The sequence below is a fragment of the Alteromonas sp. 07-89-2 genome, from assembly GCF_013113925.1.
GTDB lineage: Bacteria > Pseudomonadota > Gammaproteobacteria > Enterobacterales > Alteromonadaceae > Alteromonas > Alteromonas macleodii.
In genome coordinates, this window is sequence record NZ_VTYM01000020.1 from 30,263 (window position 1) to 44,287 (window position 14,025).

12 protein-coding genes are annotated in these 14,025 nt (G+C 45.6%); 9 read left to right on the forward strand and 3 right to left on the reverse strand.

What is annotated here, in order from left to right; all coding sequences use genetic code 11:
• The first annotated feature begins 97 nt into the window (after positions 1-97).
• The 7 genes from fabZ to tilS all read left to right on the forward strand — a co-directional run bounded on the left by fabZ (position 98) and on the right by tilS (position 9,137).
• Positions 98-547 (forward strand): 3-hydroxyacyl-ACP dehydratase FabZ, encoded by a 450-nt coding sequence (gene fabZ / locus F0261_RS13685; RefSeq protein ID WP_014948562.1) that lies wholly within the window; start codon positions 98-100, stop codon positions 545-547.
• Position 548: 1 nt separating this feature from the next.
• Positions 549-1,319 (forward strand): acyl-ACP--UDP-N-acetylglucosamine O-acyltransferase, encoded by a 771-nt coding sequence (lpxA, locus tag F0261_RS13690; protein WP_014948563.1) that lies wholly within the window; start codon positions 549-551, stop codon positions 1,317-1,319.
• A 2-nt stretch (positions 1,320-1,321) separates the two neighbouring features.
• On the forward strand, positions 1,322-2,470 hold the full coding sequence (gene lpxB, locus F0261_RS13695) for a lipid-A-disaccharide synthase (protein WP_171338237.1): 1,149 nt from the start codon (positions 1,322-1,324) through the stop codon (positions 2,468-2,470).
• Complete coding sequence (gene rnhB, locus F0261_RS13700) at positions 2,463-3,035, forward strand: ribonuclease HII (protein WP_014997575.1); 573 nt, start codon at positions 2,463-2,465, stop codon at positions 3,033-3,035. Before lpxB ends, rnhB begins: the two co-directional genes overlap by 8 nt.
• Before the next feature lie 4 nt (positions 3,036-3,039).
• Positions 3,040-6,504, forward strand: coding sequence for a DNA polymerase III subunit alpha (gene dnaE, locus F0261_RS13705; RefSeq protein WP_171338238.1), 3,465 nt, complete (start codon positions 3,040-3,042; stop codon positions 6,502-6,504).
• 68 nt (positions 6,505-6,572) lie between these two features.
• Positions 6,573-7,529 (forward strand): acetyl-CoA carboxylase carboxyl transferase subunit alpha, encoded by a 957-nt coding sequence (gene accA / locus F0261_RS13710; protein ID WP_014948567.1) that lies wholly within the window; start codon positions 6,573-6,575, stop codon positions 7,527-7,529.
• 282 nt (positions 7,530-7,811) lie between these two features.
• Positions 7,812-9,137, forward strand: coding sequence for a tRNA lysidine(34) synthetase TilS (tilS, locus tag F0261_RS20230; protein WP_171338239.1), 1,326 nt, complete (start codon positions 7,812-7,814; stop codon positions 9,135-9,137).
• A gap of 126 nt (positions 9,138-9,263) precedes the next feature.
• Here the strand turns inward: tilS and F0261_RS20235 are convergent, their stop codons facing one another.
• Positions 9,264-10,163: a GGDEF domain-containing protein gene (locus tag F0261_RS20235; RefSeq protein WP_171338240.1), complete on the reverse strand. Its 900-nt coding sequence runs from the start codon at positions 10,161-10,163 to the stop codon at positions 9,264-9,266.
• 263 nt (positions 10,164-10,426) lie between these two features.
• Between F0261_RS20235 and F0261_RS13725 the strand changes: the two genes are divergently transcribed.
• A complete protein-coding gene (locus F0261_RS13725) occupies positions 10,427-12,394 on the forward strand; it encodes a cation:proton antiporter (protein WP_171338241.1) in 1,968 nt (655 codons plus the stop codon).
• 75 nt (positions 12,395-12,469) lie between these two features.
• Here F0261_RS13725 and F0261_RS13730 read toward each other — a convergent pair whose 3' ends face one another.
• A complete protein-coding gene (locus F0261_RS13730; protein WP_014975858.1) occupies positions 12,470-12,697 on the reverse strand; it encodes a hypothetical protein in 228 nt (75 codons plus the stop codon).
• A 323-nt stretch (positions 12,698-13,020) separates the two neighbouring features.
• Between F0261_RS13730 and tadA the strand changes: the two genes are divergently transcribed.
• Positions 13,021-13,644, forward strand: a complete 624-nt coding sequence (gene tadA, locus F0261_RS13735) for a tRNA adenosine(34) deaminase TadA (protein ID WP_014948572.1) — start codon at positions 13,021-13,023, stop codon at positions 13,642-13,644.
• A 101-nt stretch (positions 13,645-13,745) separates the two neighbouring features.
• On the opposite strand, the gene F0261_RS13740 is transcribed toward tadA, so the two are convergent.
• Complete coding sequence (locus F0261_RS13740; RefSeq protein ID WP_014975860.1) at positions 13,746-13,901, reverse strand: hypothetical protein; 156 nt, start codon at positions 13,899-13,901, stop codon at positions 13,746-13,748.
• Between the last annotated feature and the right edge of the window lie 124 nt (positions 13,902-14,025).

A 14,025-nucleotide genomic window follows, 5' to 3' on the forward strand; every position in this document is an offset into this window, starting at 1 on the left:
TTTTTAGTTTTTACGGCGAGTTTGACCAGAATGCCAATCAATCATCTGTATTGGTATAAAATAGTTGTAGGTCATGCTTGTATACAGGAGAAAGTTTTTGGCCAATTCACTTAATACCATCGAAATTCAGGAAATATTGGAACTGTTACCTCATCGGTATCCCTTCCTACTTGTTGATCGTGTAACAGACTATGTTCTGGGTGAGTCTGTAAAGGCTTATAAGAATATCACTATCAATGAGCCGTGTTTCATGGGGCACTTCCCTGAACAGCCAATTTTCCCAGGGGTATTAATTCTTGAAGCTATGGCACAAGCTGCCGGTGTTTTAGGATTTAAGACAATGGGTAACAATGATAAGTTATACTTGTATGCAGGGATTGATAACGCACGCTTTAAGCGTCCTGTTGTTCCAGGTGACAGGCTTGAGTTTGATGTTGCTCTAGTTAAAGAGCGCAGAGGGATTTGGAAATTTAAAGGCACTGCAAGCGTTGATGGCGATATCGCTTGTGTTGCAGAGTTTATGTGTGCGATGAGAGAGATAGCTTAACGTGATCCATCCAACTGCGGTAATTTCAGAAAGTGCAACGATTGGTGAAAATGTCACCATTGGCCCATTTTGTGTGGTAGACGACAACGTCACCATAGGCGATGGCTGTATTCTGAAATCACATGTGGTGGTACGCGGCCCAACGCGTATCGGTAAAAACAATAAGTTTTATCAGTTTTCTTCAATTGGTGAAGACTGCCAAGATAAGAAGTATGCGGGCGAGCCTACTGAACTTGTCATCGGTGACGATAACGAGTTTAGGGAAGGGGTAACGGTTCACCGAGGCACTATTCAAGACAACAGCATTACCATAATCGGTTCTCGCTGTTTATTTATGGCCAACTCTCATGTTGCCCATGATTGTGTTCTTGGCAACGACATTATTATTGCAAACAGTGTTGCGATTGCTGGCCATGTTCACATGGACGACCACGTTATTGTTGGCGGTGCCGCAGGTATTCACCAGTTCTGTAAGATTGGTGCCCATTCGTTCTTGGGCGCTGGCGGCATTATTCTGCGCGACGTGCCTCCCTTTGTAATGGTCAGCGGTCAGAAAAATATTCCTCAGGGTATTAATTCTGAAGGACTTAAGCGTCGTGGCTTCAGCAAAGAAGAAGTTATGGCCATTAAACGCGCTTACAAAGCAATATACCGTGAAGGCAATACCGTAGATGAAGCCATTGAAAAACTTGCCGAACCCGCACAGGAGTTCCCTGGTGTGGCCCTTATGGTGAAGTTCTTACAAGACTCTGAGCGAGGCATTATTCGCTAATTATGTCTACGCCTATCCGTATCGGCATGGTTGCCGGAGAGCCCTCTGGTGACGTGCTTGCCGCCGGAATGGTTGCAGAGTTAAAACGCCAATACCCTGATGCTGTTATCGAAGGTATTGGCGGTCCAAATATGATAAACGCGGGTTTTCATAGTCTTTTCGATATGGAAACCTTGTCGGTTATGGGGCTTGTTGAAGTTCTCTCCCATCTACCTGCCATCTTGAAAGTTAAAAAGCAGCTTCTTGCTCACTTCGAGAAAAATCCGCCAGATATTTTTGTGGGCATTGATGCGCCTGATTTTAATCTAAGAGTAGAAAAAGCGCTTAAAGCACGCGGTATCAAAACCATGCACTATGTGAGTCCTACTGTGTGGGCGTGGCGTGAAAAGCGCATCCATAAAATAGCGAAAGCGACTAATCGTGTGTTGGGTTTATTTCCTTTCGAGCAGCAGGTTTACGATAAATACCATGTTCCCTATACCTTTGTGGGACACACAATGGCTGACGCTATAGCAATTGAGCCCGACCAAAATGCGGCGCGCCAAGAATTAGGTGTAGATAGTAATGCTTCCGTATTGGCTGTACTTCCCGGCTCACGCAGAGGCGAAGTAGAAACGCTACTTCCAGTATTTCTGGAGACCATAGAAGCTATTCATGCTAAACGCAGCGACATTCAATTTCTTATCCCTGCTGCTAACGAACATCGTCTTGCACAAATAAAAGCACTTTTGCTGGAAGCCAATAATGCAGAGGAACGTTTACCCATTCAGGTAACGCAAGGCACATCGCGAGATGCGATGATAGCTAGTGATGTTATCTTGCTTGCTTCAGGGACGGCTACTTTAGAGGCCATGTTGTGTAAGCGCCCCATGGTGGCCGCTTATTTACTTGCACCACTCACGTATAAAATTATGCAGCGCTTGTATAAAGCGCCTTTCTTCACGTTGCCAAATCTATTGGCTAATGAAGCTATTATTCCTGAATTACTACAAGAAGAAGTAAATGCAGAGAATATGAGCAATCAGCTACTCAACTTCTTCGAAAGTGATAATTCAGCCCTTATTTCCCATTTCACCGACCTCCACCATACGCTAAAATGCAACGCTGATAAAACAGCAGCAAAAGCTGTCGTGGAGGAATTGTTTGCATAAGTTAATTGCCGGCGTTGATGAAGTAGGTCGTGGCCCGTTAGTCGGTGATGTGGTCACCGCCGCGGTCATTCTCGACCCTGAAAATCCCATTGAAGGGCTAACCGACTCTAAAAAACTGAGTGAAAAAAAGCGCGTAGCGCTTGCCCAAGAAATTCGTGAAAAAGCACTCTACTGGAATATCGGCAGAGCGAGCCCAGAAGAAATAGACAAGCTTAATATACTGCACGCTACCATGCTCGCCATGATCCGCGCAGTGGAAGGTCTACCTGTAAAGCCTGACTTTGTGCGTGTAGACGGCAACCGGGTTCCTGCGTGGAATTTTGAGTCTGAAGCGGTAGTGAAAGGCGATAGCCTGCACGCAGAAATTTCAGCGGCTTCCATTATTGCCAAAGTAGAGCGAGATAACGATATGATTTCGCTTCACGAGGCCTACCCGCAATATAACTTTGCCGGGCACAAAGGTTACCCCACAAAAGCACACTTTGAAGCCATCGCTGAATATGGCATCTTAGATTGCTATCGAAAAAGTTTTAAACCTGTAAAAGCGCTACTCGAAGAGAAATAACATCATGTCATCGCCATTTATTCATTTACGTGTTCACAGCGACTTTTCGATGATGGACGGCCTGAATAAGGTTAAACCTATTCTAGGTAAAGTGGCCGCGCTTGGCATGCCTGCCGTGGCGATCACCGACCAAATGAATATGTGCGGCTTGGTAAAGTTTTATTCCGAGGCACATAACTTAGGTATTAAGCCCATCATCGGCACTGATTTTTGGGTTACTAATGAAGTCTTTGGCGATGAACCTTTCAGACTAACCCTTATTGCGATGAATAATGAGGGATATAAGAACATTACTATTCTTATCTCCAAGGCCTATCTTCGCGGGCACCTCTCACACCGAGCAGTCATTGATCAAGAATGGTTGGCAGAACACAGTGAAGGTGTGATTGCGTTATCGGGTGCACAGCATGGTGATGTTGGTGTGGGTTTAATGAAAAACAACGCCAAAATTCTCGACAGTGCCCTTGAGTTTTATCAAACTCATTTTCCCGACCGCTTTTATTTAGAGCTTATTAGAACCGGTAGACAAGGTGAGGAAGATTACTTGCACCTTGCCGTGGAGCTTGCTGAGCAGCGCGGCTTACCCGTGGTCGCCACCAATGAAGTGTGCTTTATTGACCGTGAAGGCTTTGATGCTCACGAAATTCGTGTATGTATTCACGATGGCTACACGCTTGATGATAACCGCCGGCCTAAACGATACAGTGACCAGCAATATCTGCGCACTGCGGAGGAAATGGTTGAGTTATTTAGCGATATTCCTGAAGCCATAGAAAATACGGTTGAAATTGCCAAGCGCTGTAACGTTACCGTACGGTTAAACGAGTACTTCTTACCGCAATTTCCAACCGGCGGCATGACCACCGAAGACTTCTTGGTTAAGGTGTCTGAAGAGGGGTTGGAAGAACGTCTAGAATTTCTATTTCCCGATGAAGAAGTGCGCAAAGCGAAACGTCCAGAGTACGATGACCGACTTCGCATTGAGCTTGAAGTTATCAACCAAATGGGTTTCCCAGGCTACTTCCTTATTGTAATGGAGTTCATTCAGTGGAGTAAGGATAACGGAATTCCGGTAGGACCAGGGCGGGGTTCTGGTGCGGGCTCATTAGTGGCTTATGCCCTAAAAATTACCGACCTAGACCCACTTGAATTCGACTTGCTATTCGAGCGTTTCTTGAACCCAGAGCGTGTATCCATGCCCGACTTCGACGTCGACTTCTGTATGGATAGACGAGACGAGGTAATCGATCACGTTGCTGAGCTTTACGGGCGTCAGGCGGTATCGCAGATCATTACGTTTGGTACTATGGCGGCAAAAGCGGTAGTGCGCGACGTAGGCCGCGTACTTGGTCACCCATACGGCTTTGTAGACAGAATCTCAAAGCTTATTCCACCAGATCCAGGTATGACGCTTGAAAAGGCGTTTAAAGCAGAGCCACAGCTACCAGAAGTTTATGAAAGCGATGAGGAAGTGAAAGACCTTATCGATATGGCGCGAATACTTGAAGGGGTTACCCGAAACGCTGGTAAACACGCCGGTGGTGTTGTTATTGCGCCAACCACAATTACTGATTTCTCGCCTTTGTATTGTGATGACGAAGGTAAAAACCCCGTAACCCAGTTCGACAAAAACGACGTTGAAACGGCAGGCTTGGTAAAATTCGACTTCTTAGGTCTTCGTACGCTGACTATTATTCAGTGGGCAATAGATATGATCAAAGAAGGGAAGAACGTTGATGTCGATATCAGCGCTATTCCTCTTGAAGATCCTAAGAGTTTCAGAACCCTTCAAAACGCCGAGACAACTGCGGTATTCCAGCTGGAATCTCGCGGTATGAAAGAGCTAATTAAGCGCCTTAAACCTGACTGCTTCGAAGATATTATCGCACTGGTGGCCCTTTTCCGTCCGGGCCCGCTGCAATCAGGCATGGTAGATAACTTTATTGACCGTAAGCACGGGCGTGAAGAAATTTCCTACCCCGATGCTGAATATCAGCACGAGTGCTTGCAGGAAATTCTAGAGCCTACCTATGGCATTATCTTGTATCAGGAACAGGTAATGCAGATAGCCCAGGAAATGGCGGGCTACTCGCTGGGCGGCGCTGACTTGCTTCGTCGAGCGATGGGTAAGAAAAAACCTGAAGAGATGGCTAAGCAGCGCGGCACGTTCGCCGAGGGTGCGAAGGGCAATAATATTGACCCAGACCTAGCAATGAAAATCTTCGACTTGGTAGAAAAGTTCGCGGGTTACGGGTTTAACAAATCTCACTCTGCCGCTTATGCCTTGGTGTCTTACCAAACCCTGTGGCTGAAAGTGCATTATCCTGCGGAATTCATGGCTGCGGTAATGTCGGCGGATATGGATAACACCGATAAAATCGTGACGCTTGTCGATGAATGTGAGCGCATGGGCATCGAAATACTGCCGCCAGATTTAAATGCAGGTAAATACAAATTTACCGTCGATAGCGAAGGCCGCATTGTTTACGGTATCGGTGCGATTAAAGGGGTAGGTGAAGGCCCAATTGAAGCGATTATTGAAGCGCGGGAGACCCAAGGGGCCTTTAAGGATCTATTTGATTTCTGCGCCAAAATAGACATTAAACGGGTAAACAAGCGAGTGTTAGAAAAGCTAGTATTAGCGGGGGCAATGGACAACTTAGGCCCCCATCGCGCTAGTCTTATGGCGAGTTTACCCGAGGCCCTTGCCGCCGCTGGACAGCATGCAAAAGCCGAGTCTTTTGGTCAGTCCGACATGTTTGGCCTACTGACTACCGAGCCAGAAGACGTAAAGCAAGCGTTTGCCGATGTCCCTGAGTGGCCTGAAAAAGTATGGCTAGAAGGTGAAAAAGACACCCTAGGCTTGTACTTAACCGGCCACCCCATCAATCAGTACGCGGAAGAACTGCGTTACTACACCGACGGTCGATTAGTTGATTTAAAACCAACCAATAAAGATCAAATGGCCAGTGCAGTAGGACTGGTGCTTGGCGTGCGTGTTATGACGAACAAGCGGGGTCGTCGCTGGGCCATAGTGACACTGGATGATAAGAGTGCCAGAATAGACGTACGTTTCTTCCCCGATATGTACGAACAGTTCGAAAGTGTGTTAGAAACTGACAGAATATTGCTTATAAAGGGACAGGTCAGCTTTGATGATTTCTCTGGGGGCAATACAATCACCGCCCGTGATGTAATGGACATTGTTCAGGCACGAGAGAAAAACGCGAGAGCGCTGGCACTTAATATTGATACCCAGCTGCTTGAACCGAAGAAAATGAGTCAGATGCAATCTATCCTGCAGGCATTTAACGGTGGAAGTTGTCCTGTTCAGTTAGCGGTAACCCATCCAGACGCTGAAGTAATCTTAGCGTGTGGTGCAAGATGGTACGTTACCCCTGAAGACCAACTTTTGCACGATCTCAAACAATGTTTGGGAGACAAAGCCGTTTCAATTCTCTACCATTAAGGGTAAGAGTTCGATAGATTGGACATCTCGCGTTTGCATAGACGAGCGTAGTACGAATAGGACATGAAATGAGTATACAGTTTTTGGACTTTGAACAGCCAATAGCCGAACTAGAAGCAAAAATTGAAGAGCTTAGGTTGGTGAATCAAGGTGGCGAGTTTGACGTTGGTATTGAAGAAGAAATCAATAAGCTTCGCGGTAAAAGCGCAGAGCTGACTAAAAAGATCTTTTCTGATCTTGGCGCATGGCAAGTTTCTCAACTTGCACGTCACCCAATGCGTCCATACACGTTAGATTACATTCCTCGTATTTTTACAGAATTCGACGAGCTTGCTGGTGATCGCGCATTTGCTGACGATAAAGCGATTGTTGGTGGCCCAGCAATGCTAGATGATCAGCCGGTGATGATTATTGGTCATCAGAAAGGGCGTGACACCAACGAAAAAATTAAGCGTAACTTCGGTATGCCTAAACCAGAAGGCTACCGTAAAGCCTTGCGTCTTATGAAGATGGCCGAGCGCTTCAATATGCCTATCATCACCTTTATCGATACGCCGGGAGCGTATCCTGGTGTTGGCGCTGAAGAGCGTGGCCAAAGTGAAGCAATCGCGAAAAATTTATTCGAAATGGCTGAGCTTACTGTTCCAATCGTGTGTACCGTAATCGGTGAAGGTGGTTCAGGTGGTGCACTCGCGATTGGTGTTGGCGATCGCGTTAATATGCTTCAATATTCTACGTACTCGGTTATTTCACCAGAAGGTTGTGCGTCTATTTTGTGGAAAAGCGCAGAAAAAGCACCACTCGCTGCTGAAGCGATGGGCGTAAGTGCGCCACAAATTAAAGAGCTAGGCCTGATTAACAGCATTGTTGAAGAGCCTTTAGGTGGTGCGCATCGCGATCATAATGGCATGGCGGCTAATTTGAAGGCGGTCATTAAGCAGCAGCTTAACCAGCTTAAAGAGCTAGATAAGACTAAATTGATGGAAGAGCGTTACCAGCGTTTGATGTCGTTCGGTTATTGCTAAGCTCATTATAAGTTCATTAAGAAAACTAGCATGAAAGGTGCATTTAGCCGTTATGTACAGCTGCGTTCTATCAGTTTAAACGCTTGCTATAAAAACTAGCGAGCGGCGGCTTAATTCATGTCGGTCATGTAATGTCGTATACGAACAAGGGGGTTGTTTACCAAAGGTAACCAACCCCCTTGTGTTATTAGAAAGTGTGTTATTAGAAAGCCAGTGCTTAGCCAAATACAAAGTTAAACCTCAGTAAAATATAGCGTTGAAAGAATAAGGTATTACCGGTCTGTGACCCCTCTACAATCCCCAACAATCGAACATATCGTCAACCGCATAGCGACATCTCTCACTGATGTAGAGCTACCACTTCAAACGCCACTCGTCGTTGCTTACAGCGGTGGTGTGGATTCGACAGTTCTGCTCCAAGCCGTTATTGCGTATAGGGAGCAGTTTGATAGCCCAATTCATGCTGTACATGTACATCACGGTTTAAGTGATAATGCCGAACAGTGGGCAAAGCACTGCGAATTACAGTGTCGTCTTGAAGACGTAGCATTTCATTTGTATCGAGTTGATGTTGATACGGGGTCGAGAAAAAGCCTGGAAGCAGAAGCGCGTAAGGTTCGATACAACGCATTGTTAGAAGTGTGTGACCAAATAGGCGGTGTATTGCTTTTAGGACAACATGCCGAAGATCAGCTTGAAACCGTATTGCTTCAGCTTAAACGCGGTGCTGGTCCACAAGGCTTAGCGGGTATGGGAGAAGTTCAGTGCCGAGGTGACACCTTGATAATGCGCCCTATGCTAGCACTAGAGAAAGCCGAGATTGTAGCTTATGCCGAAGAGGAAATGTTGCAGTGGGTTGAGGATGAATCTAATCAGCAAAATAGCTTTGATAGGAACTTCTTAAGGAACGAAATTATACCTCACTTGCTGGCGCGATGGCCTAAGTTAACCAAAACCGTGGGGCGCAGCGCCGAGCTTTGTGCTGAACAAAGCGCACTAGTCAGCGATTCTGCCCAAAAATATTTTGAAGATTGTAAACGTTCAGATTTAAGGCTAAACGGGCCAAAGCTCGCTGCATTGTCGTTACCGTGGCAGGCTATGGTCATTCGCGCGTGGTTTCGAGCTAAAGGCGAGCTGTCGCCGTCAAAAGCGCAGACAGACCAAGTACTTGCCATGTTAAAAGCAAAGCATGACGCAACCCCTGAAGTGAATTTTAAATGGGGCAGGGTAATACGGTTTGACCAAGACCTTTATTGGGTGGTGAACGCTACTCATGAAGTACCGCAAAACCTAAAATTAGTGCCCAACCAAAATATCGCGCTTCCTTGGCTCAGAGGCCATATTCGAATTGCAGTACCAAAGGCGCGAGAAGAAGATACCGTTTCTCTGCAAACCAATGCTCGCAACCTTAAAGTAAAGCCAGAAAATGCGAACGTATCTAAGTTGCTGAAAGAATGGTTTAAGGTATGGCGCGTGCCAAGATGGGAGCGAAACGGCGTGCCGGCAATCTTGATTAACGACGAGCCTGTCGCACTGATTGTTGAAGGACGTTGTGTTTATCTGCAGCCCAAAGCGCCAGATATAGAAATAACCTTTAGTCTCGACTGAATCTATGTAGCACTAAAAGTGCCTTTTTTTTAAAAGGGCTAGATACTCTTGTTTATGGTATCCATGGCAATAATGTGCAAAAGCGGCATTGCTTTGCCGCCATCCTAATAAATTCGAATCGCGACGTTACGCTGCGTGATAGCTATTTTTGCCAGAATTTTTCACGCGATACAGGGCGTTGTCAGCACGGTCAAATAGGCTACTCATCGTATCGCCGTCGCGATAAATCGCGCCGCCAAGGCTGCTTGATACGCCTAAGCGAGATAAGTAGCTAGAGCTATTGATACTCATTTGAATACGCTGGGCTGCACAAGCTAGTTGCTGTTGCGACTGACAGTCTAACAAACAACAAAACTCATCGCCGCCATAGCGAAATGCTTCGTCTTCATCCCGCAGAACATTAGATAAATGTGATGCAACATGGACAAGTACTTTGTCACCTTCGCCATGACCAAAATTATCATTCACATACTTAAAGTTGTCTAAGTCGATCACCAAAAGTGCGAAAGGATCATCGTGTCTTTGCGCCCAGCCGAGTTGTCTTGTCATTGACTGCTCAAAGCCCGCTCGGTTACCTAAGCCAGTTAACACATCTTTAGTCGCCATCTGTTGCACACGCATCAATGAAAGAGCGTGCTTTACTTGTTTTCCAAATAAATCATGCAGTTGGAATAGACTCTCCCGTTGCGATAACGACAAGGGTGAACTAATGTAGTAATAGACATGAGCTTGATCGCCATTAACGGCATTGGCACCTTGTAGTGGTAAATCAATGAGTGTTGACGATATCTTTGCATTACCGTACACCCAACGCGAGTCAAAGTCAGACAAGCTAAACCCGACAATAGGTAACAACGTGTTTAGCTGCTGAAAATACACGCCACCTAACTCTTGTAGTTCAAGAGTAGAAAGTAGCTGCGTGATAAAGCCTGATAATTCACTAAAAGAGAGTGATTTGCCTGTGCTTTCAGCAGGGTAAAAATTGTTATGTTGTGTGCTATCGTAGACTGACGTTGAAAAATCCACAGTAGTGCCCCTATACAAAATGCGTTGATATGCAAAGAAACAAGTGTCAAAGCCCTGACGTTTCTGTGGCCACATCTGCATTTTCGCGGAATTTATGGCGATCACAGCGGCAAAACTTGCCGGATCTGCATTTACACAGGGGATTTTGCAAACTAGATGCCAACAAAGTGTTTCAGGCACTAGTCTTTAGTTTAAAGCGTAAAATCGCGTGATTTATCGCGCCTGTTTTACAAATGGAAGTTTATGTAGCTTTAGGAGGTAGTGTGGGGACGAGCTTTTTAAATATCGTGATATTGATGTTCATATCGGTATGCGCGGTCGCATTATTTAAACGCATTCATCTCCCTCCTATTCTTGCTTATCTGTTTGCCGGCGTACTCGCGGGTCCACAACTATTATCTGTGTTTGCCCACCCAGAAGAAATGCACCTGCTCGCTGAAGTGGGCATAGTGTTTTTGCTCTTTTCACTTGGTCTTGAGTTCTCGTTACCTAAATTGTTGGCAATGCGCTCTTTAGTATTCGGTGTAGGATTAGGGCAAATGGTGTTTACCACGGCAGTGTTTACCTGTGTTCCTCTGTTTCTCGGCATTCCAATGAGTGCGTCCATCATTATTGGTGGTACGCTGGCGTTAAGCTCAACCGCTATTGTAATTAAGCAAGCAACCGAAATGGGCATTCTTAATAACAGGCGTACACAATTAGCGGTAAGTATCTTGCTCTTTCAAGACTTAGCGGTGGTTCCGTTCCTAATTGCTATTCCTCTTTTAGCCCAGACTGGTGAAGTAAGTATTGCGCTAGCTTTAGGCGAGGCGTTGCTTAAAGGTGTGTTTGTCATTGCGTTTCTAATGTCAGTGGGTAAGTGGTTACTACCTTGGGTGTTTAGAGAGGTAGCAAGAACAAGGACTGACGAACTGTTTGTTCTGACCACTATATTGATTGCCCTATTGGCAGGAGGGCTAACTTATTACTTCGGGCTATCCATGGCGCTAGGCGCTTTCTTGGCGGGTATGATGTTGGGGGAAAGCCAATACAAGTATCAACTTGAAGCCGACATTCGTCCGTTTCGAGATATTTTAATGGGGTTATTTTTTGTTACCGTGGGTATGCAGTTAGAACTCACTGTACTGTGGAACAGCCTGTTTGAGATTATTTTTGGCGTTTTTGCTTTGATGATAGTTAAAGTCATTTTAGTAAGAGGCGCATCTCTATTAGTTAAAACCGATGCAATAGATGGCTGGTCTGCTGGGGTTAAACTTTGTCAGATTGGCGAGTTTAGTTTTGTAATTGCTGCGCTTGCTACGACACACGGCGTGTTAACGTCAGAGCAGTCATCGCTGATTGTGTGTATGGGTGTAATCAGTATGGCGTTAACCCCGTGGCTTATGAATAACAGCGTCACTATAGCAAGGCGTATTGTTAACAAGGATATCTCGTTCGATGACAATGTGAGCTTTGGTAATGCAGAGCCGTTAACCAACCACGTCATTATTTGTGGGTTTGGCCGCGTTGGACAGTCGGTAGCTCGCATGCTGAAAATGGAAGGCATTCATTTTGTTGCCATAGATATGGATCCTGTCAGAGTACACGAGAGTCGAAACGCGGGAGAGCCCGTCATCTTCGGTGATGCGAGTCAAAAAGATATATTGATTACTGCCAATGTAGAAGGTGCCAAGCTTGTGCTTGTTACGTTTGATCAAGTCGATAAGGCCAAGCAGGTGATAACGCAGACCCGAAGCATTACGAGCACCACAGATGTTATGGTGCGTACCAAACGAGACTACCAGCTTGAAAGCCTATACAGCGCGGGTGCCAATCAAGTCGTGCCAGAGCTGCAAGAGGGGAGCTTGATGTTGGTATCGCAGGTGCTGCATTACGCCGGCGTGCCGATGTCTCGCATTTTGAAACGGGTTCGTGCTGAGAGAAAAGGTCGCTACGATCATATGCACGGCTTTTACCCGGGAGAAACAACAGAGATCACCTATGGCACAGAAGACAAGTTAGAATTTATCCATGCTGTAGTGTTGTCCGAACACGCTTCCTGTATTGGCAAAGCCATAAAAGATATCGATTTCTCGAGAATGCGAGTAGCGATTAAGGGCCTAAGACGGGATGGAAATGAAGTTAAAGACCCAGACCAAGACGCTATTTTGCAAGCCCATGACGTGCTAGTGATTGCGGGTAAACCCCGGCGTGTAGAGCGAGCTGAGCGAAAACTATTAGAAGGGAGCTAGCACGCAGTTAAACTTAGCGTTGTTTAATCTAGCGCGCTTGCCATGGAACGTGTGTTGAATTACGTGAGTTTAAGCCTACGCTACGCGGTCGCTTTCTAAGTCTGCAAATTGCTTTTTTAGGTCGTAGCGCTCGTCTGTCACTATCTTCTCAAGCACAGAAACTCGTTCCTTAAGCTCTGCAATTTCGGCTTTATAAGCATCGGTTTCTTTGCTGCTAAGTTTCTTCTTACTTTTGTCTTTTGCACTTTCGACAATGGTAACTAAGGCCCAGGCACAAATGGCTACTATTGCAATCGCGGTCATATTCACGGTGGTATCCCTCACAAATGGCTTTAAAACAGTGTAGGTGAAAATTTGGCCTGTTGCCTAATTCACCCCGTATTTAGTTAAATACTTATCGGTAAAATTACTGCTTCGCTTCAGGTACTATAGCGGTTATCTAACATACTTTTTAGTAAAAAATGTAACCTGTTAAGTCCATCACACTAGCAGTGTTATAATGAGAGATTGCAAGTAGGTTGCCAAGTGACAAAAGTCATTACTTTCTAAGAAGTTAGAATGTTTACCTAAGCTAATACAAAATAAATGTTAATGAATTTCACCAAGTAAAGTAGCAAAATTGACGAATGAGTGACCAAAATAGCAACCGTCCAACACCAAATTTCGACCTTGCAAACAAGCAAACGCAAGAAAAAGAGGCTGTGCAGGAGCCGTTGACTGAAATCGCAATGGAAGACATCGCGACAGAAGAAGACATAATGTGGATGAGGCATGCGTTAACGCTTGCCGATAAGGCTGAGTCGATTGGTGAGGTGCCAGTCGGCGCCTGCGTAGTATTAAACGGTGAGCTTATCGGTGAAGGCTTCAATACGCCGATAACGGATAATGACCCATCTGCGCATGCAGAGCTACGCGCTGTTAAAGAAGCAGCAGCTGCGGTGCAAAACTACCGACTTATTGATGCTACGTTGTATGTGACATTAGAGCCCTGCTCTATGTGCGCAGGTATGCTGGTACATGCACGGGTAAAGCGGGTGGTGTTTGGCGCAAAGGATGCGAAGACAGGCGCTGCGGGCTCGGTCATGAACTTATTGCAACATCCTGCGCTTAATCATCAACTTGAGGTTGTATCTGGCGTATTAGCTGACGAATGTGCTAACAAATTGTCAGATTTTTTTCGCAAGCGCAGGAAAGAAATAAAGGCTGCCAAAAAGGCGAAAAGACTGCTAGAGGGTGATGCTTCAAGCTAATTTATAGCGTTGCCTGAAGTTGTGCTTATTCGTGTTTTCGCCCATTTGGTATGTACCGGTTACATGGTCAATCATTGTGAACCAGATGGCATAGAGGTGACTTAGCCAGGCGTACGGGTTAACTGAGTGAACATATCGCTGGTAACAAATAGCTTGCGGCGCTGAAGTACTTTTTGGTGACAACGCTTGAGCATAAGTCTGCGTCTGTTGTTGTTTTTCAATTTTATTCCTTTTTTCATAAATCGATTTTTTTTCATTTGTTCTCCTTTCTCTTTTTCCTGTCGTAGACACGTATTCACGTTGAGTGCTCTTTTTTGTCTTTGAGAAAGTGAGCCAGCATTTGGCTAACTGTTTCTAAGGGTACGGTACAAAGATGACATC

Coding starts and splice junctions, on each gene's coding strand:
- lpxB (WP_171338237.1), top strand. CDS start 1,322: ATGTCTACGCCTATCCGTATCGGCATGGTTGCCGGAGAGCCCTCTGGT.
- dnaE (WP_171338238.1), top strand. CDS start 3,040: ATGTCATCGCCATTTATTCATTTACGTGTTCACAGCGACTTTTCGATG.
- accA (WP_014948567.1), top strand. CDS start 6,573: ATGAGTATACAGTTTTTGGACTTTGAACAGCCAATAGCCGAACTAGAA.
- F0261_RS13730 (WP_014975858.1), bottom strand. CDS start 12,697: ATGACCGCGATTGCAATAGTAGCCATTTGTGCCTGGGCCTTAGTTACC.
- tadA (WP_014948572.1), top strand. CDS start 13,021: ATGAGTGACCAAAATAGCAACCGTCCAACACCAAATTTCGACCTTGCA.
- F0261_RS13740 (WP_014975860.1), bottom strand. CDS start 13,901: ATGAAAAAAAATCGATTTATGAAAAAAGGAATAAAATTGAAAAACAAC.